At 71.2% G+C, this 23233-nt stretch carries 25 protein-coding genes and 2 pseudogenes; 12 read left to right on the forward strand and 15 right to left on the reverse strand.

Annotated elements, in window-relative coordinates:
- Positions 1-41: 41 nt before the first annotated feature.
- On the forward strand, positions 42-521 hold the full coding sequence (locus DRB96_RS15260) for a nuclear transport factor 2 family protein (RefSeq protein WP_112448966.1): 480 nt from the start codon (positions 42-44) through the stop codon (positions 519-521).
- 78 nt (positions 522-599) lie between these two features.
- Here the strand turns inward: DRB96_RS15260 and DRB96_RS15265 are convergent, their stop codons facing one another.
- The 3 genes from DRB96_RS15265 to DRB96_RS15275 all read right to left on the reverse strand — a co-directional run bounded on the left by DRB96_RS15265 (position 600) and on the right by DRB96_RS15275 (position 4251).
- Complete coding sequence (locus DRB96_RS15265; protein ID WP_112448967.1) at positions 600-1844, reverse strand: 4-hydroxybenzoate 3-monooxygenase; 1245 nt, start codon at positions 1842-1844, stop codon at positions 600-602.
- 183 nt (positions 1845-2027) lie between these two features.
- A complete protein-coding gene (locus DRB96_RS15270; protein WP_112448968.1) occupies positions 2028-2636 on the reverse strand; it encodes a hypothetical protein in 609 nt (202 codons plus the stop codon).
- A gap of 553 nt (positions 2637-3189) precedes the next feature.
- A complete protein-coding gene (locus tag DRB96_RS15275) occupies positions 3190-4251 on the reverse strand; it encodes an oxygenase MpaB family protein (RefSeq protein WP_112448969.1) in 1062 nt (353 codons plus the stop codon).
- Positions 4252-4349: 98 nt separating this feature from the next.
- Here DRB96_RS15275 and DRB96_RS15280 point away from each other — a divergent pair, with 98 nt between their 5' ends.
- The 3 genes from DRB96_RS15280 to DRB96_RS42960 all read left to right on the forward strand — a co-directional run bounded on the left by DRB96_RS15280 (position 4350) and on the right by DRB96_RS42960 (position 5933).
- Positions 4350-5069: a helix-turn-helix domain-containing protein gene (locus tag DRB96_RS15280; protein ID WP_112448970.1), complete on the forward strand. Its 720-nt coding sequence runs from the start codon at positions 4350-4352 to the stop codon at positions 5067-5069.
- A 164-nt stretch (positions 5070-5233) separates the two neighbouring features.
- Entirely contained in the window at positions 5234-5713 is a 480-nt protein-coding gene (locus DRB96_RS15285) for a hypothetical protein (protein WP_239516874.1), read from the forward strand.
- A 28-nt stretch (positions 5714-5741) separates the two neighbouring features.
- Positions 5742-5933 (forward strand): hypothetical protein, encoded by a 192-nt coding sequence (locus DRB96_RS42960; protein ID WP_162688753.1) that lies wholly within the window; start codon positions 5742-5744, stop codon positions 5931-5933.
- Between the two features lie 291 nt (positions 5934-6224).
- Here the strand turns inward: DRB96_RS42960 and DRB96_RS15290 are convergent, their stop codons facing one another.
- Complete coding sequence (locus tag DRB96_RS15290; RefSeq protein ID WP_343234519.1) at positions 6225-6926, reverse strand: 2-phosphosulfolactate phosphatase; 702 nt, start codon at positions 6924-6926, stop codon at positions 6225-6227.
- 102 nt (positions 6927-7028) lie between these two features.
- Here DRB96_RS15290 and DRB96_RS15295 point away from each other — a divergent pair, with 102 nt between their 5' ends.
- The 4 genes from DRB96_RS15295 to DRB96_RS15310 all read left to right on the forward strand — a co-directional run bounded on the left by DRB96_RS15295 (position 7029) and on the right by DRB96_RS15310 (position 10288).
- On the forward strand, positions 7029-7631 hold the full coding sequence (locus DRB96_RS15295; RefSeq protein WP_112448973.1) for an HD domain-containing protein: 603 nt from the start codon (positions 7029-7031) through the stop codon (positions 7629-7631).
- Between the two features lie 93 nt (positions 7632-7724).
- Positions 7725-8435 (forward strand): VanZ family protein, encoded by a 711-nt coding sequence (locus DRB96_RS15300; protein ID WP_112448974.1) that lies wholly within the window; start codon positions 7725-7727, stop codon positions 8433-8435.
- A 73-nt stretch (positions 8436-8508) separates the two neighbouring features.
- Complete coding sequence (locus DRB96_RS15305; RefSeq protein ID WP_112448975.1) at positions 8509-9186, forward strand: response regulator transcription factor; 678 nt, start codon at positions 8509-8511, stop codon at positions 9184-9186.
- Entirely contained in the window at positions 9179-10288 is a 1110-nt protein-coding gene (locus DRB96_RS15310) for a HAMP domain-containing sensor histidine kinase (RefSeq protein WP_112448976.1), read from the forward strand. Before DRB96_RS15305 ends, DRB96_RS15310 begins: the two co-directional genes overlap by 8 nt.
- Positions 10289-10532: 244 nt before the next feature.
- Here the strand turns inward: DRB96_RS15310 and DRB96_RS46275 are convergent.
- From DRB96_RS46275 to DRB96_RS15350, 8 genes and pseudogenes are all read right to left on the reverse strand, one after another.
- Positions 10533-11489 (reverse strand): annotated as a pseudogene (locus DRB96_RS46275) (chitinase); the annotation flags it as partial.
- Between the two features lie 126 nt (positions 11490-11615).
- A pseudogene (locus tag DRB96_RS46280) lies at positions 11616-12239 on the reverse strand (carbohydrate binding domain-containing protein); the annotation flags it as partial.
- 182 nt (positions 12240-12421) lie between these two features.
- Positions 12422-13336, reverse strand: coding sequence for a hypothetical protein (locus DRB96_RS15325; RefSeq protein ID WP_112448977.1), 915 nt, complete (start codon positions 13334-13336; stop codon positions 12422-12424).
- 71 nt (positions 13337-13407) lie between these two features.
- Positions 13408-14445, reverse strand: a complete 1038-nt coding sequence (locus tag DRB96_RS15330; protein ID WP_112453435.1) for a questin oxidase family protein — start codon at positions 14443-14445, stop codon at positions 13408-13410.
- Between the two features lie 134 nt (positions 14446-14579).
- Positions 14580-14858 carry a hypothetical protein gene (locus tag DRB96_RS15335; protein WP_112448978.1) on the reverse strand — a complete coding sequence of 93 codons (279 nt, stop codon included), beginning with the start codon at positions 14856-14858 and terminating at the stop codon, positions 14580-14582.
- A 244-nt stretch (positions 14859-15102) separates the two neighbouring features.
- Entirely contained in the window at positions 15103-15957 is an 855-nt protein-coding gene (locus tag DRB96_RS15340) for an NmrA family NAD(P)-binding protein (RefSeq protein WP_343234520.1), read from the reverse strand.
- Between the two features lie 101 nt (positions 15958-16058).
- The gene (locus tag DRB96_RS15345) at positions 16059-16607 is read right to left on the reverse strand and encodes a hypothetical protein (RefSeq protein WP_239517911.1); all 549 of its coding nucleotides are present in this window, start codon (positions 16605-16607) and stop codon (positions 16059-16061) included.
- 139 nt (positions 16608-16746) lie between these two features.
- Positions 16747-17265, reverse strand: a complete 519-nt coding sequence (locus tag DRB96_RS15350) for a MarR family transcriptional regulator (protein WP_112448980.1) — start codon at positions 17263-17265, stop codon at positions 16747-16749.
- 152 nt (positions 17266-17417) lie between these two features.
- Here DRB96_RS15350 and DRB96_RS15355 point away from each other — a divergent pair, with 152 nt between their 5' ends.
- Positions 17418-17876: a GNAT family N-acetyltransferase gene (locus DRB96_RS15355; RefSeq protein WP_112448981.1), complete on the forward strand. Its 459-nt coding sequence runs from the start codon at positions 17418-17420 to the stop codon at positions 17874-17876.
- Positions 17877-17911: 35 nt separating this feature from the next.
- On the opposite strand, the gene DRB96_RS15360 is transcribed toward DRB96_RS15355, so the two are convergent.
- Both DRB96_RS15360 and DRB96_RS15365 read right to left on the reverse strand, forming a co-directional pair.
- The gene (locus tag DRB96_RS15360) at positions 17912-18586 is read right to left on the reverse strand and encodes an ABC transporter ATP-binding protein (RefSeq protein WP_112448982.1); all 675 of its coding nucleotides are present in this window, start codon (positions 18584-18586) and stop codon (positions 17912-17914) included.
- A 1-nt stretch (position 18587) separates the two neighbouring features.
- Complete coding sequence (locus tag DRB96_RS15365) at positions 18588-20027, reverse strand: ABC transporter permease (protein ID WP_112448983.1); 1440 nt, start codon at positions 20025-20027, stop codon at positions 18588-18590.
- 178 nt (positions 20028-20205) lie between these two features.
- Between DRB96_RS15365 and DRB96_RS15370 the strand changes: the two genes are divergently transcribed.
- Both DRB96_RS15370 and DRB96_RS15375 read left to right on the forward strand, forming a co-directional pair.
- Complete coding sequence (locus DRB96_RS15370; RefSeq protein WP_112448984.1) at positions 20206-20868, forward strand: response regulator transcription factor; 663 nt, start codon at positions 20206-20208, stop codon at positions 20866-20868.
- Complete coding sequence (locus DRB96_RS15375; RefSeq protein ID WP_112448985.1) at positions 20865-22178, forward strand: HAMP domain-containing sensor histidine kinase; 1314 nt, start codon at positions 20865-20867, stop codon at positions 22176-22178. The genes DRB96_RS15370 and DRB96_RS15375 overlap by 4 nt, the downstream gene beginning before the upstream one ends.
- On the opposite strand, the gene DRB96_RS15380 is transcribed toward DRB96_RS15375, so the two are convergent.
- Positions 22142-22618: a hypothetical protein gene (locus tag DRB96_RS15380; protein WP_239516490.1), complete on the reverse strand. Its 477-nt coding sequence runs from the start codon at positions 22616-22618 to the stop codon at positions 22142-22144. The genes DRB96_RS15375 and DRB96_RS15380 overlap by 37 nt on opposite strands.
- Before the next feature lie 401 nt (positions 22619-23019).
- Between DRB96_RS15380 and DRB96_RS42965 the strand changes: the two genes are divergently transcribed.
- The gene (locus tag DRB96_RS42965; protein ID WP_162688850.1) at positions 23020-23175 is read left to right on the forward strand and encodes a hypothetical protein; all 156 of its coding nucleotides are present in this window, start codon (positions 23020-23022) and stop codon (positions 23173-23175) included.
- Positions 23176-23233: the final 58 nt, after the last annotated feature.

Raw genomic sequence — 23233 nt, forward strand, 5'->3', positions numbered from 1 at the left:
AGAATCTGACTAATCACATCGGTGACTATCGAGGAGTCCTCATGAGTACCGACACGAGCGCGGACACGAGCGCGGACCCGGGCACAGACACGGGCACGAGCGCCGCCGACCGGTTCCGCTCCGCCGTCCACAGCCAGGACCTCGCCGCCCTGGACCTGCTGTTCACCGATGACGTCCGGCTCAACAGCCCGGTGAAGTCGAAGCCGTTCGAGGGCAAGCCGGCGGTGCTGGCCCTCTTCCGCGTCCTGCTGCGCACCTTCGAGGACTTCCACTACGTCGGCCGCTTCGAGGGCAGCGCCGAGACCGGCCCGGACGGGGCCGAGGGCCCCGCGACCGTGCTGCCCTTCCGTACCGTCGTGACCGGCAGGCAGGTGCACGGCATCGACATGCTGCACCTCGCGCCCGGGGGCCTGATCAGCGAGATCACCGTGATGATCCGCCCCCAGACGGCGGTGATCGCCGTTGGCGAGGCGGTCCTCGCGGGCCTGATCGCCGACGGCGTGGTCCCCGCCCAGGCGTGAGAAAGCGGTAGATGTTGATAAGAAGAAGACTCGGAGATAAACGCAAACAACCATCGGGCGCATCAGGAAAATGTTCTGTTAGTTTTTTTTTTTGATCTTCCGGCGCCCGACAGTCGGTACGGGGGCAGCGGCGGATGTGTATTCGGATGTGTATGAGAGACAGACGTAGTTCTCCGCGAACCAGTCCTGGTGCGCGCGGGACGTGCGCAGGGAGTCGAGGCGGGCGCGCCGCAGGGAGGCGTGAAAGAACGATCCGCCTGAGCGGTCCTGGCCGGGGGTCGCGTGCAGCAGCCCCGTCATCCACTGGGTGAACTCCTGTGCGCGCCAGATGTACGCCAGGCACTGCGCCGAGTAGCGGTCGAGAGCGGCGTCGTCCCCGCCGGTGAGGGCCTCGGCCAGGGCTCCGGCCAGGATCTCCGCCTCCAGGACGGCGAGGTTCGCGCCTTTCGCGGCGGCCGGGGCGGTCAGGCTCGCCGCGTCGCCTGCCAGCAGGAGCGAGCCGTGGCGCAGCGGTTCGACCACGTCGCACGCCAGGTCGACGACGCCGCGCTCGATGATCGGCCCCCTGCGCAGCGGGCCGTGCTCCGCGGCGCGCATCCGCAGGTCGAGTTCGTCCCAGATCCGCTCCTCGGACCAGGCGTCGGCGGAGGCGCCGCGCGGGCACTCGAGGTAGTAGCGCGTGACCTGGGGGCTGCGGGCCATGTGGCCGGCGAAGCCGCGGTCGTGGACGGCGTAGCCGACGGCGTCCAGGCTGGGCGGGGCTTCGGCCAGCAGGCCGAGCCAGCTCACGCCGAGGTCGTGGTGATGGCGCAGCGCGCCGGGCGGCAGCGAGCGGCGGGCGGCTCCGTGCCGGCCGTCGCAGCCGGCGACGTACCGGGCGTCCCACCGGGTGGGGCGCCCGTCCGGCTCGCGGGTGGTGACGTGGGGCCGGGCGCCGTCGGCGTCGTGGACGGCGAGCGCCTCGGTGTGGAAGCGGATGCGCCCGCCGGCGTCGAGGTAGCGCGTCAGGAGGTCGGTCACCAGGTTCTGCTGCGGGTAGACGGTGTGCTGCTCGCGCCGGCCGAGGGTTCCGTAGTCGAGGCGGAAGCGGCCGTCAGCGGTGCGGAACTCGCAGGTGCCGTGCGTACGTCCGTCGCGGTGCAGCCCGTCGGCGAGGCCGTGGCGGTCCAGGATCCGTACGGTGTTCGGCGCGAGGAACCCGGCCCGGGCCCGGGTCTGGACGTGTAAGCGAGCGGCGCGTTCGAGGACGACACAGTCGATGCCGGCGGCGAGCAGGAGATTCCCGAGCAGCAGGCCGGCGGGGCCCGCGCCGAGGACGACCACATCGGCTGAATCACATAACGAACGGTGATTTCGGCTTTCTTTCATAGAGCGGGAATCATAAGCACGAAAGAACTCGACGATGATCACGAGTAATCCGGATGCGGTAATAGAGTGACGATCGCAATATCCTTCGCCATCCCACCGCCAATGCCACCTCCAATGCCACCGCCAATCCCCGCCGTCCTACGGCAGGGCGGGCTCGTCGTGCGGCGTTTGGATCCGTTCTGTGGCGAGGGCGGGGTCGATGAGGATTTTGGCATGGGCTTCGGGATGGTCCAGGGCGGTGAAAGCGGCCGGGACGCCCGCCAGTCCCACGCGGCCGGTGACGAGGTGGGCTGCTGTGTCGAGGGTGCCGTCGGCGAGGGCGTGGAGGGTGTCCCGGAATTCCAACGGCGTGTACCCGACGGCGAATCGAAGGTCGAGTTCCTTGTTCACCGCGAGCGAGGGGCGGATCCTGTCGGACCCCATGCAGACGCCGACGACCACGACGCGGGCGTGCATGGGCGCGGCGGCCAGAATCCCGTCGAGCATGCCCGGCGTTCCGACGCACTCGAACACCACGGGGCGGCGGGGCCGGGTCGCGCCGGCCTTGTCCAGCGCGCGCCAGGCGGTCCACCAGGGCAGCGGCAGCCGCGTCAGGCTCTGGCCGGCGGGGCGATGGCTGACGCACGTCTCGCCGACCGTCGTCTCCTGCGCCGCCTTGCCCGGCTTGCCCGTAGCGACGGGAGACGGTCTGGTGATGTTCTCCACGAGCCAGTACCACGCGAGCTCCGTGCACCTGGCCTTCTGCACGCTCGACCCACTCGGCGTTCAACCGGTCCCCGACCCCGCCACCTGGTGGTACTTCCTCGACGGAGCACCAGCGGACGGTGCAGGACCGGCGAACTGGCGAACCGCAACGGCTTTGCTGGACTCCGGACAAGAACCGACCGAGGTCATCCCCGGACTCGGGGGGCAGGGCGAAGTGTCCGTGACCTGGCACCCGAGGATCCATCGTTGACTGCAGGCCAACATGGGCCCCAGCAACCCCGGGGATCCGTTCGAGGCGATCCACGTGCGCACGGCACGCCGCCCACAAGGCCCCTGGTCCCAGTCCGTGGTGGTCTTCGACCCGGCGGACCCCAACGCGGAGGCGAGCAACACCGACCCGCAGAACCAATTCGTCCGCTTTCCGTCTACAACGTGCAGCTGCTCACCGCACGCATACACCTCCGTCCGACCACACCTTGACCGGAGGGCGAGGCGGCGTGGATCGGTGGCTCGGCCTCGTCGAGCGACGCAGCGCACGCGTCCACCGCACCCGCCACCGCCTCCGGCGGGGCGCGGCGTGGGTTCCGGACCTGCGTCAAGCCAGGGGGCCGAGTACGTCCTGGGATTCGATGAGGCCTTGGTCGCTCGGGGCCTTTCCGTCGCCGAAGACGCGTTCGGCTTGGCGTGCCCGGAACTCGGCGTGGGCCTCGGCGGGCTTCGCGTAGCCGTGGCGGGTGCGGGCCTGCTCGGGAGTGAGGACCTCCTTGGTGCGGGGAGGTACGCCGAGCTTGATGGGCGCGACCACCTTGACCGTGGAGGGCGAGAGCATCCCCAGGAGGAAGAGTTCGACCCGGGGGTTGAGGTGGGCCAGCGCGAAGGACATCCGCATGACCGGTACGACGAGCACGTCCAGGACGCGCGACTGCCGGATCTGCGCCATCTCCCGCATCCAGCGCGGCATGGTGGCGATGGTGGCGATGCGGTGCGTCCTGGCCACGACCATCCGCGCGGGCTTCATCCACCACGGGGTCGGCGGGAGAACGAGATCGGTGTTCAGGAGGTGGTTCATGGCCTGCCGGGCGATGGGGCTGGCCGACAGCCGCGGGCGCATGGTCTCGAAGTACGCCCGGATTCCGGCGCGGTCGCGCGGGACGTCGTCGGGCGAGCACGTCTGGAGCTCCGCGGCGAGCGCGCAGGCCTCCCAGTACTCCTTCTCCTCCTCCGCGGTGAGTTTGCCGGGCCCGTACTTCTCGTACGCGTAGAGGATCGAGTGCCAGCCGGTGAGCTGTATCCACAGCTGCGAGGCGGGGTCGTTGGCGTCGTAAGTGCCTTCGCCGTACGGGAGTTCGCCGATGGCCTTCGAGTGGATCTTGACCAGGACATCGGCGGCCCTGCACACCTGCTCCGAGCCGGCGAAGGCCACCATGGCGAAGTAGCGCAGGGTGCGGTCGTAGCGGGTGCGGGTGCGGTCGTAGATGCCCTGGGTGCCGTGGACCGCGGCCACCAGCGGCGGATCGAGTTCCTCGACCACCACGGATCGCTGGAAGCCCACCGTGGGCGCCGTCGGGTAGCTCCACACCTTCCAGACCACCGATCCGGGACCGAAGAACCCGTAGTCCTCGTGCGGTTCGACCTCTTTGCCGTTCAGCCGGGCCATGAGGCCCCTCCCTCGTGTCCGTGGCGGCGGGCGCATGCCGCTCCCCCAATAAGACAGTACTGTCGTAAATTAAGACACGGTTGTCGTAAGATGCCAAGGTGTCGACACCGACGTCTCCCACCGACAGGCCGCGCAGGCGGCGCCCGTACGCTCCGCGCGTCCCGATCACCGAGCGGCGGGAGCAACTGCTCGACGCGGCCCTCGCTTTGATCGTGAGCGACGGTTACGGCAGGGTCTCGATCGATGCGATCGCCAAGCGGGCGCAGGTCGCGCGGTCCGTGGTCTACGGCGCCTTCGACGACCTCGACGCGCTGCTGCTCGCCCTGCTCGACCGGCAGCAGGAGCGCGCCTTCACCCGCCTGCTGGCGACCGTCCCCGACCCCCTCCGCACCGGCGACCCGGTCGGCTTCGCCTGCGAGGCGGTGCACCGGATGGCCGCCATGCTGCGGGAGGACCCGGACACCTGGCGCCTGATCCTGCTGACCCCGGCGACCACTCCCCCGGCCGTCCACGCACGCATCGAGGCGGACCGGGAGCGGTTCCGGCGCAGGGTCGTCTCGTGGATGGAGTCCGCCGCGGCTGCCGCGGACGGGCCCGCGCCGGCGTCGGCTCCCGCGCCCGCACCCGCGCCAGATCCCGAGGTCCTCGCCCATGCCCTGGTCGCCTCCGCGGAACACTTCGCGCGCCTCGCGCTCAGCTCACCCGGGGCGATCGACGCCACCCGGCTCGCCGGACAACTACGGCTCCTGCTCGGCGGCATCTGGCCGACACCCTCGGGGGCGTACGAGGAGACGCCCGAGGGGGCGCCCCGCGCGTAGGGCGGTTGGCCACGCCACCGGAGCGGCGGCAGGCCCGCGGGGCGTCCTCGTCAGATCGATCCCCGCGGCGAAGCGGGGCTCGGTCACCGAGATGTACGGTGCGACGGTCGATATCCGGATGCGGGCCACCACGAGGAGATGCCAGAGTCACGGTCGTGACCTTGATGAACGTGCTCGTCGACTTCGCCCGGACCGGCCGTATCGGCCCGCTTCACTGCGGCATGCCGCTGACCGAGGCCGAGGAACTCCTGGGCCCCGGACGCCCCCACCCCGCCATTCAAATGATGCCGGACATCGACGGCTACCCGTACGCCTGGGACGGCCTGGAGCTGGCCGTCACCCAGCGCGCCGTCAGCGGCATCTCGATCAGCCTCCGGCCGGGCTCGACGACCAAGGTGCCGCCCCTGGTCCTGCGGGATTCGGAGTCCTACCCGTCCACGGTGCTCCGAGAAGACCTGATCGCGGGCCTCGATGCCGTCGGCTGCCGCCACTACGTCAACGACCGCCTCACGTTCGGAGAGCAGTCGAGCATCCTGACCCGACCCGCGGACGTCTGCGCGGTGTTCTTCACACCCCGCCGCGACGACCACGTGTCCGATCGCGAACGCCACTACCTCGGCGCGATCCACAAGCGCACCGCTTGACATCCTTGATCCCGCGGGACGCCATGGCGTGCGCACGGCTCGCGGTTTCACGGCACGGTGGACCGGGGCTTGGGCCGTCGCCCTCGCCCGAGCGGCAGGCGCCGTGCGCCCCGAGATCACCATCACCCAGGTGCTGAAGCTGGTCGGCGCCATCGCGCCGGCCACCGAGCAGGACACCGACGGCCTGGCACCGACGGCCTGGCCGAGGCCGACACCCTGATCGCGATCGCCATCGAGGGCGTACGCGCGCGCTGACCCCCGGCGTCAGCCGCGAGCCGGCCCCGAAGTCCGCGACTCGGTCCGCACGGCGGCTCGGGCGCTGCATCGGCTTCGCCTGGTGTTCGGCGGAGCAGGCGAAGTCGCCGGGCCCGGGTGAGCGGCACGGGTTCCGCGGATCGGCGAGGGCAGGAAACCGGCCGGCCACGTCATGCAGTCACTCGCTCGTTCGACCCGACTCTTCTGACATGCGGGCCTCCGGTGCCGAGGCCGGGGGCCGGGGTCTCACCGGCGATCAGGCGACGGGCCGCGCAGTCAGTTCGGGCATCAGGTGTGGGCGCAGGACCATGAGCGAGCCTTCCAGGGTCGCCACCATGGCGAAGGGGAACCGGTCGACCTCCAGGCAGAGCGCGACGTCGTCGGGGTGGACTCCTTCGCGCACCCCTTGCGCCAGTTCGGCCGCGGCGCGCGACTCGGCAGCTCGGCGGAGGAACTCGGCAGCGTCCGTCTCCGCCTCGATGACCCTGCGGGCGATGTACTGGGCGCACGCCAGGTCCTCGTCCGCCTGCCCGTCCTCGCCGGTGACCACGAACGTCGCACGGTCACTCCCGCGCGTCCGCAAGAGCCGGGCCGTTGCCTCCGCCACCACGAAGCCCGCGCACAGCACGAGCGGCGCGTCCTTGACCGCGAGGGCGCCGACCGTCCCTGCCGTGGTCTTCTGCACGACGGTCCGTCCGCCGAGGTCCATGGAGCGCAGCAGGCCGGGGGAGTTGACGGCGTCGAACCCGGGCGCGGCCGGACCGTCCTTGATCGCCACCCAGTCCGGGTGGCGATCCTTGAGCGCCAAGGCCTCGTCCAGCGACTCAGCGAGAACGATCTTCTCCGCACCCCGGGCGAAGGCCCAGGCAGCCACGGTGAAAGCGCGCATGACGTCGACCACGACCGCCACGGGCGGGACTTCGACCAGATCGGAGATGCCGAGGAAACGAGCGTCCATGCCGATCATGATCGCGCATGCCCGATCCGAAACACCCGGAGAGCGATACGCGTCACATCGACGGCGCCGGTGGCGCCACCGGGTACCGGTAGCGTCACCGGGATGACCACGACGCCCTCGGACCTCCTGGCCCGTGCCCTCGACGCCCCGGGCGAGCCGCCCCTGCGCCCGCTGCCGCCCGTGGTGGCGGAACTCCTTCGTTCCCTGGCGGCCCCACCCAGGTTGGCGGCGCACCTGCGCGCGGTCCACGACGTCGCAGCCGAACTGGTCGACTGGGTACGGGCCCGCTACCCGGCTCTGCCCGTCGACCGCGACGCTGTCCTCTTCGGCGCGGCGACCCACGACGTGGGCAAGACCTTGCACCCCGAGGAGCTCGCCGGGCCCGGCTCGGCACACGAGGCCGCCGGCCGCGGCCTGCTCCTGGCCCATGGCTTCGCGCCGGCCCTCGCCCGGTTCGCCGCCAGCCACGCGAGCTGGGACGGACCGGCCGTAACCATCGAAGACCTGCTCGTCAGCACGGCCGACAAGGTGTGGAAGGACAAGCGCGTACCCGACCTTGAGGACAGGCTCGTTCGGGTGCTGGCCGGGGCGGCGGGGCGGGAGCCGTGGGAGGAGTACCTCGCGCTCGACGACCTGCTCGCGCGCCTCGGCGCGGACGCCGCCGGTCGCCTGGCCTTTCAGGCGGCGTTCCCGGTCCACCCGTGACCCGTCGTGTCGCTCGAAGCCGGGGTCCGTGTATCGCGGGCGTACCGAAAATCGGATACGCCGCCACAACGGCCCTTCGTCTTCAATGGGGGCATGAACCACGACGCATCCCTGTCGGCACCGCCCCGCCGCCCGCGCGGGATCGTGCTCCTCAGCCTGGCGGTCCTCGGCGGCATGGCGGGCGCCGCGTTCCTCGTGCGGCGGCCGCTCATGATGTCCGCTCCGGTGTGCGTGTCAGGGCGGTGGCACGGCTGCTTCGACACGTTCAACGGCGTGGTGCTCATGACGTTGGTCGCGCTGCCGTTGGCCGCCCTCGTGGTGTGGGCTCTGGCTCGCGTGCGGCGTGCCGCCGGGGGCCGCGCATCGGCGTGGCGGATGTCGCTGGCCGAGGTCGGCATGGTCCACGGGACCGTGCCGTGGATATGGATGACCATGATGCCGGGCGCCGGGGCCGGCATCGTCCCCGGCCGGGTGAGCCTGGTACCGCTGCGGGACCTGGTCACGATGGGGCCGATCGGGATCATCGGCAACCTGCTGGTCTTCGCGGCGCTGGGGTTCTTCGCCCCGATCCGGTTCGCGGCGCTGGCGTCCGTGCCGCGGATCCTGCTGCTCGGGGCGGGCTGCTCGGTCCTGGTCGAGGTCGCGCAGTACGTCTTGTGGCTGGACCGGGTGTCCTCCGTGGACGACGTACTGGTCAACGCGGCCGGCGCCGCGCTGGCCGCACTGGCGTCGCGCCGCTGGTGGCGCACCGCGGCGCGGGCGCCGTCGGACCGGCCCCGCCCCGCGCTGGCCCCGACGGGCTGAGCCGGGCCGGGTGCCGGGTGTGCCCGCGGCTTTCGATACGTCGGCGATACGGTGCGCTGTTTAGGCTTCGGGCATGCGCGTACTGATCGTGGAGGACGAGCCCTACCTGGCCGAGGCGGTCCGTGACGGACTGCGGCTGGAGGCGATCGCCGCCGACATCGCCGGCGACGGCGACTCCGCCCTGGAGCTGCTCGGCGTCAACTCCTACGACCTCGCGGTCCTCGACCGCGACATCCCCGGCCCCTCGGGTGACGAGGTGGCCCGGCGCATCGTCGCCTCCGGCAGCGGGATCCCGATCCTCATGCTCACCGCCGCCGACCGGATCGACGACAAGGCCTCCGGGTTCGGGCTGGGCGCCGACGACTACCTCACCAAACCGTTCGAGCTGCGGGAGCTCGTCCTGCGGCTGCGGGCGCTCGACCGCCGACGCGTGTACGCCCGGCCCCCGGTCCGCGAGATCGCGGGTCTGCGGCTCGACCCCTTCCGCCGGGAGGTCTTCCGCGACGGACGGTACGTCGCGCTCACCCGCAAGCAGTTCGCCGTGCTGGAAGTCCTCGTCGCCGCCGAGGGCGGGGTCGTCAGCGCCGAGGAGCTGCTGGAACGGGCCTGGGACGAGAACGTCGACCCCCTCACCAACGCCGTGCGCATCACCGTCTCCGCCCTGCGCAAACGGCTCGGCGCACCCTGGGTCATCGCCACGGTGCCCGGCGTCGGCTACCGGATCGACACGGGCGGGGCCACGGGTGCGTAGACGCGCGGGGCTCAGCGCCCGACTGAAACTCACCCTCAGCTACGTCGGATTCCTGCTCCTCGCCAGCACCCTCCTGCTGGCCGTGGTGTGGGTGTTCCTGCTGCGGTACGTGCCCGACAACTCCCAGGGCCTTCTCGGGATCTCGCCCAACCGCTACCTGCTCCTGCACACCTTCGCCCCGGCCGCGGCCGCGGCGCTGGCCTGCCTGCTCGTGTTCGGCCTCCTGGGGGGATGGGTCCTCGCCGGCCGGATGCTCGCACCACTCACGCAGATCACGGATGCGGCGCGAAGGGCCGGAAGCGGGTCCCTGTCGCACAGGATCCGCATGCAGGGTCGCCAGGACGAATTCCGTGAACTCGCCGACGCGTTCGACTCGATGCTCGACCAACTCGAGTCCCACGTCGCCGAACAGCGGAGGTTCGCCGCGAACGCCTCCCACGAGCTGCGCACCCCGCTGGCCATCTCGCGGGCGCTCCTCGACGTCGCCCGCAAGGACCCCGCGCGGGACCGGGGCGAACTCATCGAACGCCTGCACACCGTCAACACGCGGGCGATCGACCTCACCGAGGCCCTCCTGCTGCTCAGCCGCGGCGACGGCGGAAGCTTCCGCCGCGAGAGCGTCGACCTCTCCCTCCTCGCCGAGGAAGCCGCCGAAACGCTGCTGCCGCTCGCCGAACAGCGCCTGATCACGCTCGACGTCACCGGTGGGGCGGCCCCGGCCGGCGGCTCGGCCGAGCTCCTGCTGCGGATGGTGACGAACCTCGTCCAGAACGCCGTCGTCCACAACCTCCCCGCCGGCGGCACCGTGACGGTCCGCACCGGGGCGGACGGCGACACGAGCGTGCTGAGCGTCGAGAACACGGGCCGTCGGCTCCCACCGGAGCTGGTGGCGACCCTCACGGAGCCCTTCCAGCGCGGAACGGAACGCGTACGCACCGACGAGCACGCCGGTGTCGGCCTCGGACTGGCCATCGTCCACAGCATCGTCCGGGCCCACGGCGGGACCCTCGCCCTCGCTCCCCGCCCCGCGGGCGGTCTCCTCGTCACGGTCCGGCTCCCCGTCGACGGGAAACAGCGGATCCCCGCCGATACCGCGGGGTGACTCCCCGGTATCGGCTCGGGCTCCGCGCGGCGTGCCGGCTGCTGCCACACTCGGCCGCTGACATGGCAGGGCAGGTGATCCCCGTGGCCGCCGCGCTTGCGGGAGTCGCCCTCACTCTCCAGGTCCACGCCCATGGGCTACCCGCACCCCGGGCTCGGATCCGGGTGGCGTGCCGGTCGGTGACCGGACTCCGTCCGGAGCGCTGCACCGGGGCGCGGGAAGTCAGACGGGGATCAGCGGGTCGTCAACGGCCCTGTAGGGACTTGACGTTGTCGCCGAAGGTCCAGCCCTTCGAGCCGTCCCAGTTGATCGACCACGTCATCAGCCCCTTCAGCGCACCGCCGAAGGCGTTCCACGACTGGCTGACCAGGCTCGGAGCCATGTAACCGCCACCGGCACCGGGCTGGGCCGGCAGGCCGGGCACCTGCTTGTCGTACGGCACCTTGATGGTGGTGCCCTGGATGGTCAGGCCGTTGTTCAGGCACGTGGTCTGGGCGGTGAAGCCCTGCACGGTGCCCGCCTGGTAGGAGTCACCGGAGCAGCCGTACATGCTGCCGTTGTAGTACTGCATGTTCAGCCACCACAGTCGGCCGTTGTCGGCGTACTTCTTGATGATCGGCAGGTAGGAGCCCCAGATGGACCCGTAGGTGACGCTGCCGCCGGTGACGTACGCGGTCTCGGGCGCCATCGTCAGGCCGAAGCCCGCGGGCATCTGGGCCAGCACGCCGTCGATGATGCGCACCAGGTTGGCCTGGGAGGCGGACAGCGTGTTGATGTTGCCGCTTCCGGTCAGGCCGGTCTCGATGTCGATGTCGATCCCGTCGAAGTTGTACTTCTTGAGGATCGGGACGACGGTCGCCACGAACTTGTCGGCGACGGTGCTCGAGTTCAGGTCGATGCCCGCGGTGGCGCCGCCGATCGACATCAGGATCGTCGCCCCGGCCGCCTTGGCCTGGCACATCTCGGCGGGGGTCGAGACCTTGACGGTGGCGTCCATGCCGTCCTGCCACAGGACGGTGCCGTCCGAGAGGATCACCGGGAAGGCCGCGTTGATGACGTTGTAGCCGTGCGCGGCGATGCGGCTGTCCGTGATGGGGACCCAGCCCATGCCGGGGTGGACGCCGTTGGAGGCGCCGTCCCAGTTCTCCCAGTAGCCCTGCAGGACCTTGCCCGACGGCTTGGGCTTCGTGGGGCAGGTCTCGCCCGGCGGAGGCGTGGTCGGCGGCGCGGTGGTGGGCGGGGTGACGGTCGGCGTGGGGGTGCCGCCGGGGCCGGCGAGCGACACGTCGTCCGCGTGGTACGCGGGCTGCCCGTACCAGCCGTGCAGGTAGACGGTCACCGAGGTGGTGTTCGGGCCGGTGGTGAAGTTGACGCTGAGCTGGCTGTACGACGGGCTGTTCGGCGTCCAGGTGGACGGCGTACCGGTGATGCCGGTGCCGGTGGCGCCCAGGTAGACGTAGCTGCCCTGGACGTACGCGCTCAGCGTGTACGGGGAGTTGGGCTGCACGCTGATGGTCTGGGTGCACTGGGCATTGTCCTGGCCGGCCGGCGTGGCCTTGAGCGCGGAGGCGCCGGAGCGGACCGGGCTGCTGACGGCCGCGCCAGAGCCGCCGGAGCAGGTCCAGGCGGAGAGTCCGTTCTCGAATCCGGAGTTGGCCACCAGGTTGGCGGTGGCGGCCCCGGCCGTGACGGATCCTGCCGCGGCGATGCCGGCGCCGATGACGGCGGTGGCGATCGCCCCGGCGAGGGAGCGGCCCAGGACGGTGGTTCCGCGCTTGCCGCGGCCGGTCCGGTACACCTGCGCTATGCGTTCCACGATCGCTCTTTGCGGGCGTGGACGCGGACTACGTGCCTTCCGACGGAACATGGTGTGCTCCCTTTCCCGCCGAGCGCCATGGACAGGACCGGCGCGTGGGGGCGTGACGCCCGGCTCTGGGTGAGGTGGGGACATGTGGGGCTGTGCCGGACCGGATCGTAGGAGGGACGGGGAGGCTGGTCAATAGGTCTGGACCAATAGCGAGAAATGCGGCCCCCGTCGGGTGGATCCCGCAGCTTGCTCCGCTCCGCTCCGCTCTGGCGCCGGGGCCGGGGGCGGAGGCGGGGAGCGGAGGCGCGAAGGGGGTGCGCCGCGTCTCACCTCTCGGGGCTGGTGAGCTTCTCGGCCTTCCTGGCCGCCTCCCGCACCCGCGCCTTCGCCTTCTCGGCCGCTCGCCCGGCCTCCCGGTGGCCGGCCACCGCATCCGCGCCGGCGGCCCGCGCCGCCTCCAGCCGCTCCCCCGCTGCCCGTACGTCTTCCTCGGCCGCCTCCACGACCGCGGCCGCGCGGTCCGCCAACTCCTGCGCGGCGGACCGCGCCGCCTCCAGGCGCTCCGCCTCCGCCCTGGCCCCGGCCAACTCCGCCCGGGCCGCCTCCGCACGCTCACGGCGTACCGCCTCCGCACGCTCACGGCGTACCGCCCCCGCTCGGCCGTCGTCCGCATCCGGTCGCGGGGGCCGTACCCGCTCCGCCGCGGCTCCGGCCGGCCGGGCGGCCTGCTCCCGCCGCGCGAGAGCGGCTGCGGGCAGCGGTTCCAGGCCGGCGAAGCCCGAGACGGCGTCCGGGGCCTTCGCCAGCCGGCCCGCCGCCCACCGCTCGGCAACGCCGGCATCCGCGAGGACCGCGTGGAGGATCTGCTCGACCTCGTACAGCACCGGCCCGCTCACCGGCTGCCCGGCCTCGGCGGCCAGCGCACGCGCCGTACGGGCGAGCTCGCCGATCACCACGTGCTGATCATGCGACAGCTTCCGCAACTCCCCCGCGTCCAGGGTCCGGTGCGCACTGCGGAGCGCCTCGCCGAGTTGGACGAGGCCGCGCGCCTCCTCCGGCCGCCGACGGGCCAGCAGCCCGGCCGTCCACACCGCGACCGTCGGTTTCCGCAACGCCGCGATCAGGGCCGCGAGCTGCTTGTCGCCAGCCTCGCGGGCCTGGGCCGCGTACGCGTCGCGGGCCGCGGTGAACTCCGCCGGCCGCAGCCCGTACAACTCCACCGCCACCGATTCCACGTCCATGCCCGGAAGTCTCCCGCCCGCGCGCCGACCCATCCGGCACCTCAGGGCGCACCGCGCGTCGGTTCAGCGCATTAGCGTCTCGGAGCCGTGAGTTCGATGGCGCGGAGCGCTGCGGCGAACGCTTGCCCGTCGGCCACGTCCATCGCGGTGTCGGCCAGTTTGATGACGTGCTCATCGCCGTGGGCGAGGGCGCGTTCGAGGACCTCGTCGGCGGTGACGCGCCCCGGCGACGCGTAGGGGATCGGGGCGTGCGTGGCGTACATCGCGGTCACCGCAGCGGAGGCCGTCCACGCCGCGTGCAGGCTCGGGACCCAGAGGGTGCGCGGCAGGGCGGGAAGGGTGCGCAGCACGGCGTTGGGTGCCGTCGCCGCGTGGACCAGCATGGTCTCCTCGCCGTGGCCGTGGGTGGCGTAGCGGTGGGTCGCGGCGCGCACCAGCTCTGCCAGCTTCCGTCGCGCCTCGTCGGGGTCGGACACCTCCGCCGCCCAGGCCGGCAGCCGGTCGACGCGGGCCAGCCTGTCGGGGAAACCGCCTCGGGGGTCCCTGATCGGCGGGACCGCGGCCAGGGCTTGGCCGGCGTCGGCGCCGTCGGCGACGCCGGCGGCATCGGGGAGCCCGGTGATCCCGGAGAGCGGGCGGTGCCTGGCGGCCCAGTAGCCGAGCCCATGGGCGAGTTCGGTGACGCGCGGCGCGCTCTCCCCGCCCTCCATGAGGGTGCGCACCGCGTGGCCCACCCGGATCACGGGGTGGGTGGACCCTCCGTACATCCCGGGCAGCAGCCGTGGCCACCACAGCGCCAGGAGCTGCCTCCAAGGGTGGTCGGCGAGCTCTCGTGAGAAGTACGCGATCCAGTCGGCTGCCCGGCTCGGGTCCCCCAGCGCGGTGTGCCGGTCGGCCTCCGCGATGGGAGCCACGGGGGCGGGGAACTCCTCGAGCTTCGTCTCGTAGAGGTCCAACCAGCGGTGCACGGCGCCCGGCTGCCCGCGCGAGGCGAGCGTCTCGACCACCATCGGGGCGTGATTGGTGAGCCTGCCCAGCCGTTCGGGGCCGGAGGCGTGCAGCCGTTCCAGCGCTTCGTCGAGTACGCCGCTTTCGTCGTGCGTGTCCATGCCGAGCACGCTAGCGCCGTGGCGCGGTTTCCCCATCGGGCCCTGGTCGGATCTCCGCTCCGACCAGGGCCTACGACCAAAGTCCCACCGACCGTCACCGCGCGGTCCGGCGCGACGGTTGGCCCGTGCGGCTGTCAGATGCTCGTGAGATCCACCCACACCCACGGTTCGTGGTGCCACGAGCGCACTGCGCCGACCACCAGTTCAACGGTCGCTCCCACCGGCGGGAGGTCCCGCGCCAGCATCCTCACTCCTGGCTCGCCGCCACGGCGGATGGTGTCGAGTGAGGCGCCGACCGGCTCGTAGTCGGTCAGCTGCGCCGTGATGCCCCACGGCTGGTGGCTCGTGACGGTCGCTCGGACGGGATCGCCCGGGTGGAGCTCGCTGAGGGGACGCTTCGGATTGTCTGGCATGTCAGCATCTTCTCTCATCCCTCCACGGGCGCCGTGGGAAGCAGTCGCTCCGCGAAGTGCGCCACCGGGCGTGCGGTGGCCTAAGGGCTGTCCCGTAATCCCCGGTGGATCAGCGCGCGGCGTCAGATGCGGTGCATCGCAAGGCGGAGGAGCGTCCGCATACTGGGCGTATCCGGGCGTTCCGACAACGCGGCGAGGCGCCGTAGCTGTCGTCGTGCGCCCGCCGGGGATTACGGGACAGCCCTTAGCCGCCGAAGTGGGCGCGGTGTTCGTGGAGGAAGGCGTCGACGGTGCGGGGCGGGCGGCCGAGGATGTCAGTGACGGTGGTGGTGGGGGTTTCGGGTCGGGTGACGGCGAGTTGCTGGATCTCCGTCACGTGGTCGGCGAGCCAGGCGGGCATGTGGGCGTCGCGGACGAGGTGGGCGCGCAGTTCGTCCGGGGTGAGGTTGACGTGGCGGATCCGGTTGCCGGTCAGGGCGGTCAGTCGCGAGGCGAGTTCGGGGTACGAGACGGCTTCGGGGCCGGTCAGGGTGTAGGTGCCGCCCGCGACGTCGGGCCTGGTGAGGGCGGCGGCGGCGACATCGCCTATGTCCCGGCAGTCGACGTGGTTGCAGGGTGCGTCGCCCGTCGTGCCGAGGATGACGCCCTGGGCGACGGTGGGGGCCAGGCGCAGGAGGTTCTGCGTGAACGCGTAGGGGCGCAGGATGGTGTGGGTGAGGCCGGCGGCGCGCAGGTGTTCCTCGATGGCGTGGTGTCCGCGGGAGACGGCGACCGGGGAGTCGGGCTCGGCGGCGGGTGCGGAGATCTTGACGATGTGTCCGATGCCGGCGCGGGCGGCCGTGTCGATGACGCGGGTTTCGAGTTCGACCTGTACGGGGCTGTTGGCCATGGCGAGGAAGAGCTGGTCGGCGCCATTGAAGGCGGTACGCAGGGAGTGGGGGTCAGTGGCATCGGCGTACTGGACCTCGACGGGCGGTCGGTGTACGCCGCCCAGGCCGGGGATCGCGATGTGCGGGGTGCGGGTCAGCGCGCGAACGGGGGCACCGAGCGCGAGGAGGCTGTGGAGCAGGGCGTTCCCGGTCGCTCCGGTCGCTCCCATGACGACGATCATCGTGTGCTCATTCCTTTGGTGGCCTGGCCTCCCGGCGGCTGATGCCGGCGGGGTGGGCTCGGTCGGGCTTGGACTCGTGGGGGCCCCGGTCATGTCCGGGAGGCTGCCTTGGTGGTGGTGGGGGTCGTGGTGGTCGTGGTGCGCCAGCGCAGGGTGACGATGGTGGTGGCGAGGGCCGCGGAGACGGGCAGGTCGATGCGCAGGCGCTCCAGCCACGGGGTGGCGGGCATCGGGGTGTGGGCGGGCAACCACTGGGTGGTGCACCATCCCAGCAGGGCCGCCGCGCCGGCGACGGTGATGACGAGTACGGCGGTCAGGGCGATGCGCGGCGTGCTGACGGTCCACCGCCGGGGCTGCCCGCCGTGCCGCAGCCAGGCTCCGACGAGGAACGCCACCACGGCGGAGGTGCCGGCGATGGAGGTGCAGGCGGCCACGACCAGGTCCCGCTGCCCGGTGAGGGCTCCGGCGGCCCCGGCCGTCAGCGCGGGGGCGGCGTAGGCGGTCAGTACCTCGCGCCACAGGGCGAAGGGCCGGGGTGGCCGGGATGGCCGGGACTTTCGCGCCGGCCGGGAGGCTGCTCGGTCTCGGTTCGCTCTGCCCTTCGTTCTGTCCTTCGTTCTGTCCTTCGTTGCGGTCATGCCGGGCCTCTTTCTCGATCGCGTGAGGTGCGAAGGGTTGTGGCGGAGCCAGGGCCACCAGGTTGATTAGGCGGCTAACCATTACCCCGAAAAGGAGGCCCTGCCCGGAGGGCGGGGCCAACATTGATCGGGAGCCGGGTCAGTCGGCGGTCAGGGCCGCACTCCCCCGCACGACGCGGGCGAGCAGGTCCAGGAACACCGCGCGCTCCTCGGCGGAGAGCCCGCCCACCATCGCCTCGAGCCGTCCGAAGTGCTCGGGTGCCATGTCGCGCAGGCGCTGCGCCCCGCGCGCGGTCAGGACGGCCACCGTGCCGCGGCCGTCCTCCGTGGACGGGCGGCGGGCGACCAGGCCTTCGCGTTCGAGGCCGTCCAGCAGGCCGGTGACCGTGGCCCTGGAGACGTCGAGGTCGGCGGCGAGGTGCGAGGGGGACTTCTCCCCGCCGTGGTCTTCGAGGTCGGCGAGCACGCGGTAGCGCCCCGTCGACAGGCCGAACCTGGCGAAGTGCGCCTCGGTCGCCCGGCCGACCCTCGCGCCTGCCGAGATCAGCCGCACCGCGACCAGTACCGCCTGCGGATCGACCTCCAAGCCGTAGTGCTCGACCTGCCGCCTGGCCTGGTCCAGCGTGGGCGCCTCACTGTCGCTGCCGTCCCTCGTCATGGAAGTAATATGGCGGCTAATCACTTCGACTGTCAAGGCACCCGGCCGCCGGGATCCCTACCGCCGCCGGGAGCGGTACGGGTACGTTCCGCGGAGGCGCGTCAGGCATGATCCTTTGGGAAGGGCCGTTCCCGACGAAGAAAGTACGCATCATGTCGACAACCATCACCGTCCGTGAAGTCCGCGACGGGGACTTCCCGCAGTGGCGCGCGCTGTACCGCGGCTACGCGGACTTCTACCGGGTCGAGCAGACCGAGGAAGCCGCCGAACGCGTGTGGGCGTGGGTGAACGACCCCGCGCACGAGGTGAGCGCCCTCGTCGCCGAGGACGGTGACGGCCGGCTGATCGGCCTCGCCCACTACCGCCCGTTCGCCCGCCCCCTGTCGGCCACCACCGGCTGCTACCTGGACGACCTGTTCGTCGATCCTGCGCACCGCGGCTCCGGCGCCGCGGACCGCCTGCTCACGGCCTTGCGCGAGATCGCGGCCGACCGCGGCTGGAGCGTGGTCCGCTGGATCACCGCCGACGACAACCACCGCGCCCGGGCCAAGTACGACCAGGTGGCCACCCGCACCATGTGGGTCACGTACGACATGGCACCGGTCGGCTGACCTCGCGAGGGGGCGGGCCTCGGTGGCCCCGCCGCTCACACGGTCATGAGCTTGCCCCGCTTCAGCTGCAGGACCTCGTCGCAGGCGTTCGCGACCTCCCGCGAGTGGGTCACCACGATCACGCACTTGCCCTCGTCGTGGGCCAGCTTCCGGAACACCTCGATGATGCCGGCGGCCGTCTCGTGGTCGAGGCTGCCGGTCGGTTCGTCGGCGCAGAGGACGTCGACCTCGCAGGCCAGGGCCCTGGCGATGGCGACTCGCTGCTGCTGGCCGCCGGAGATCTGGAGCGTTCGGCGGTTCTGATCGGACCTCTCGATGCCGAGGAGGTCGAGGAGTTCGACGGCACGCCGCTTCCTGTTGACGCCCTTCACTCCGGTGATCTCCATCGCGGAGGTGATGTTCTGCACGGCGGTCATGTAGGTGAGCAGGTTCAGGGACTGGAAGACCGTGGCCACATGGCGGTTGCGGTACCGGCCCAGGCCCAGCCGGGCGACGTCCTGGCCCTGGAAGCGGATGCTGCCCGTGGTGGGCGAGTCGAGGCCGCTGGCCAGGGAGAGCAGGGTGGTCTTGCCGCTGCCGGAGGGGCCGATCACGGCGTACATCCGGCCGGCCTCGAAGGCGTAGTTGACGCCCTTGAGGACCGTGCGCCGGCGGTTTCCGCTCTGGTAGGCGCGGCTGAGGTCTTTGAGTTCGAGGATCGGGGTGGTCACGTCAGTCGCCCTTCGTCAGGATGTCGCGCGGGTTGAGGCGCAGTACGCGGGCGCCGGGGACGAGCGTGGCCAGGACGGCGATGCCGAGCCCGGTGGCGCCGACCTTGCCTATGTCGGCGGGGCCGAGCCGGATGTCCATCGAGTCGATGGGCTTGACCTGCGGCTGGTCGCTCTTGTTCGCGCCGCCCGTGGGGTCGGAGGGGTCGGGCTTGTTGGCCTCGTTCGCGGCCCGGTCGTTGGCGGAGGAGACCTCGCCGGACAGCAGTTGGTCGCCGATGGCCCGGGAGAGGAGCTGGCTGCCCGCGGCGGCGAAGCCGATCGCCAGGACCGCGCAGGCCACCACCTCGACCAGGTGCTGGCCGAGCAGCTTGGGCTTCTTCTCGCCGAGCGAGAGCAGAATGCCCAGTTCCTTGCGCCGTTCGCGCAGGTTGGACGCGATGATCAGGGCGAGGATGATGGTGCCGGCGACGGCGACCAGCCAGACCGTGATGGAGGCGAAGTCGGCCGTCTTGTTGATGGGGCCGACCAGGGTCTTGTACTGCTTGTCGTTGACGGTCAGCGGGAAGATCTTGAGGTCGGCTCCGGCCGCCTTCGCGTCCTGCTTCAGCTTGTCCAGGTCGCCGGGGTCGCGCAGGGTGAAGGTGGCCTGCTTGAGGACGCCGCCGTCAGCGCCCGGTTCCTTGCCGTCGAGGCGGGTCGCGCCGTCCGGGCTGACGTAGATCTGGTTCGAGGGGGCCGCCATCGGCGGGACGTACGCGCGGGGGTCGGGGATGCCGTTCGTGTAGATGCCGCCGACGGTGAAGTCCATCTCCTTGGTGCCCAGCCGGCCGTCCGGATTCTGGATGTTGGCGTTGAGCTTGACCTTGTCGCCGACCTTGAGGTTGTTGTCCTTGGCCACCCGCTCCTCGATGACGACGATGTCGTTCTTGGTGTCCGGCGCGATTCCGGAACCGGCGATGATCTTCGATTCGCCGTTGCGGAACGCGGAGACCGAGTCCAGGTCGCGGACCCCGTCCGCCTTGAAGAAGTCCACTCCCCCGCTGTCCTGGCCGGCCGGCCCCGGAACCGGCTGGTGGAGCTTGACCTGGCCCGTGGGGGCCGCGACACCGTCCTTGGAGTAGTTGCACTGCGCCACCACCGAGGACGTGCAGATCTTGTCCACCAGCCCGCGGCTCAGGTCACCCTCGGCGCCGATCGTGCCGCCCTGCCCCGCCTCCGGTTTCTGTGACTTCCCCGAGTTGATCAGGGCGTTCAGGTCCAGCTGCATCGTGGCCACCGCGCCCACGCTGCTCTTCGCCGACTCGGCGGCGCGTGCCGCGGCCGACTGGATCAGGAACCCGGACAGGACCAGGGTGCAGATGACGAAGAAGAGGCCGACCAGCATCACCGTCTTGCCCAGATGGCCCCACAGCCGCCACCAGGCTCGCTTGAACAGATTCATGGACGCCACGCTACGAACGCCGTGTTTTGAGCGGTGTATGCGATTTCCGGCAGCGCCATGTGTTTCATACACGGATCAAATGTGCCGTTTGATAAGACGGATCCGGTACGAGGTCGATACCGGTGGCGGAGCACGGGAAATGCCCCGGTGAATTAATGAAAAGAAAAGGTTGTCGCGCGTGCGCGTGCTGGTGGTGGAGGACGAGCAGTACATGGCACGGGCCCTGGAGATGGGCCTGCGCCGGGAGGCCATCGCGGTGGACGTGGTGCACGACGGGGCGACGGCCCTGGAGCGGGTGGCCGTCTACGACTACGACGCCGTGGTCCTCGACCGTGATCTGCCCGGGGTCCACGGGGACGAGGTGTGCCGCCGGATCGTCGCGATGCGGCTCGGGTGCCGGGTGCTGATGCTGACCGCCGCCGGGCGCCTCGGCGACAAGGTCGAGGGCCTGGGGCTGGGCGCCGACGACTACCTCGCCAAGCCTTTCGACTTTCCCGAACTGGTCGCCCGGCTCAGGGCCCTGTACCGGCGCAGCCCGATGGTGCACGCGCCGGTCCTCGCCTTCGCCGACATCGAATTCGACACCCACCGCCAGCGGGTCACGCGCGCGGGCACCGAGATCCGGCTCACCCGCAAGGAACTGGCCGTACTGGAACTGCTGATGCGCGCCGAGGGCGGTGTGCTCAGCGCCCAGTACCTCCTCGACAAGGCCTGGGACGCACACACCGACCCCCTCACCAACGCGGCCCGGCTCGTCGTGCACACCCTGCGCAAGAAGCTCGGCGAACCGCAGCTGGTGCACACCGCGATCAGCTCCGGCTACTACCTGGGCACCGAGTGAGGCGGCCGCCGGCGCGCGAGCCCGGACGGCGGTCGCTGAGCATCCACGGCCGGCTCTTCCTCGGTTTCGCGGGCGCGCTCGGCGTGTGCGGCGCGCTCATGGTCACGATCATCTACGTCGGCATGCGCTTCGTCCCGACCTACGACCTCACCCGCACGGTGGAGGTCCCCGCCGGTTCCGTGCCGCCGCGGGCCTGCACCCCGCCCGGGGCCACGCCCCTCACCGGCCCGGGGGACATCGCCTGCCCGACGCCCACCGAGGGCCAGAAAGCCGATGGCCGGCAGACCGATGGCCAGAAAGCCGATCTCCTGAAAGCCGATGGCCTGAAAACCGGCACCCCGGCGGACATCACCACGAAGGAGGAGGTGTGGTCCACCGTCCTCACCTTCTCCGTCGGCGGGGTGCTCCTGGTGATGGCCCTCGGACTCGGCGCCGGCTGGATCCTCTCCAAACGCCTGCTCGCCCCGCTGCACACCATCAGCGAGGCCGCGGCACGGGCCGCGAACGGCAATCTGCGGGACCGCATCAACGCCGAGGGGCCCGCGGACGAGCTCAAGCAGCTGGCCGACACCTTCGACGGCATGCTGGCCCGCCTGGAGGAGTCCTTCGCCGCGCACCAGCGGTTCGCCGCGAACGCCTCGCACGAGCTGCTCACCCCGCTGGCCACCACCCGGACCCTGCTCCAGGTCGCGGGCGATGACCCCACGGGCGAGGAGTTCGCGGAACTGGTCCCGATGCTGTGGGAGACCAACGAGCGCAACATCCACGTCGTACGGGCCTTGCTCGACCTGGCCACCGCGGACCGGACGGCACCCTTCGACCCCGCTCCGGTGGACCTCGCCGCGCTCGCGGTCCGGGTCGTCGCCGAACGGGTCGAGCGGGCGGCCGCGTACGACATCCGTCTCGACACGGAGATCGAGGCGGGCTGCGAGGTCACCGGAAGCGCCACGCTGCTGCGGCAGCTGCTGCTGAACCTGCTCGACAACGCCCTCACCCACAACGTCGCCGGGGGCTCAGTGCAGCTGGCCGTCCACCGGGAGGAGGGCGTGGTGGTCGAGGTCGACAACACCGGCCCGCAGGTGGACGAGGACATCGTGGACCGGCTCTTCGAGCCCTTCTACCGGGCCCGGTCCCGGGTCAGCAGCGACCGCACGGGACACGGGCTCGGCCTCGCGATCGTCCAGTCGATCGTCACGGCCCACCACGGCACGGTCACCGCCACGGCGAACCCGGGCGGCGGACTCACCGCCCGGATCGAGCTGCCGCCCGCGGATCAGCCGCAGCGGATCGGCCCGGTGTCGAGGCTGTAGGTCACTCCGCCCCGGACCAGCGAGCCGCTCACCCTGATGCATTGGCCCGTCGAGTCGAACCAGGTGTTCAGCGGCCCGGCGAAGTAGTGGTAGTTGGCCGGGTGCTCCTTCGGCGGGTCGATGGAGTAGTCGCCGCCCTCGTCGAGGAGCACCAGGGTGATGCGCGAGGCGAGGCCGTCGTAGGGGCTGGACCAGAACTTCACGCAGTTCTGCTTGGTCGAACCGTTCCAGTAGGTACGTGCGTAGCCGCCCCCGTTGCGCCCCGCCGGACTCTTGGCCCAATAGGTGCGGCCGTCCCAGCTGCCCGTGCACTCCGCGGCGGCGGGGGCCGCGGCCGGCGCCGCCTGGGCGGTGGGGGAAGCAATCAGACCGAGGAGCAGCGCCATCACACCGACGCCCCACACCTGTGGCTTGCGTAACCGCTTCGTGAATCGCTTCATCCGCATCTCCTGGTGATCCGATGCCGTTGACCCGTTTCGTCCGGGCCGTGCTCGGTACGCTCCGCCCCTTGTGGACCCGGCGCCCGACGTTTCACGAAATCTCCACCGGAAGGAAACCGACCGGCTCCGGGGACGGCGCGTGCCTGGCCCGGTGAGGTGAACCTGTACCTCGGATGGCGGCGGGGACGAGCGGCAGCAGTGGCAGCCGGCCCGGGCGCACCCGAGACTCGCTGTCGGGGACGAGCGCGAGCGAAGGGCAGCAGCCAATGCCGCAAGCCGAGGAGGAAGGCGTCACCGCACGCCCGGGCGGTACGGTGGATCGCCATCCGAGCCGAGCCGGACACCTGCGGACCGCGATCAGGCGGACCCATCTGGTACCGGCGTTCTTGGTGCTCACGGTCATGACGGTGGCCCTGTGGCTCATGGGCATGCCGTTCCTCCAGGCCCTGACGATCTCGACCGGCGTGAAGATCGCGGTGGCCCTGCTCGTACTCCGGCGCCGGCCCGACCCCGCATCCGACCCTCGCGAGAACTGCCGCTGCAGCTGCGGCGGATAATCGTGCGACTCCGCCCCGGGGGCTGTGGCAGCCTGCGGAGATGCCAGAGCCGCGCGTT

The organism is Streptomyces sp. ICC1, from assembly GCF_003287935.1.
In the GTDB taxonomy this organism is placed as follows: Bacteria; Actinomycetota; Actinomycetes; order Streptomycetales; family Streptomycetaceae; genus Streptomyces; species Streptomyces tritrimontium.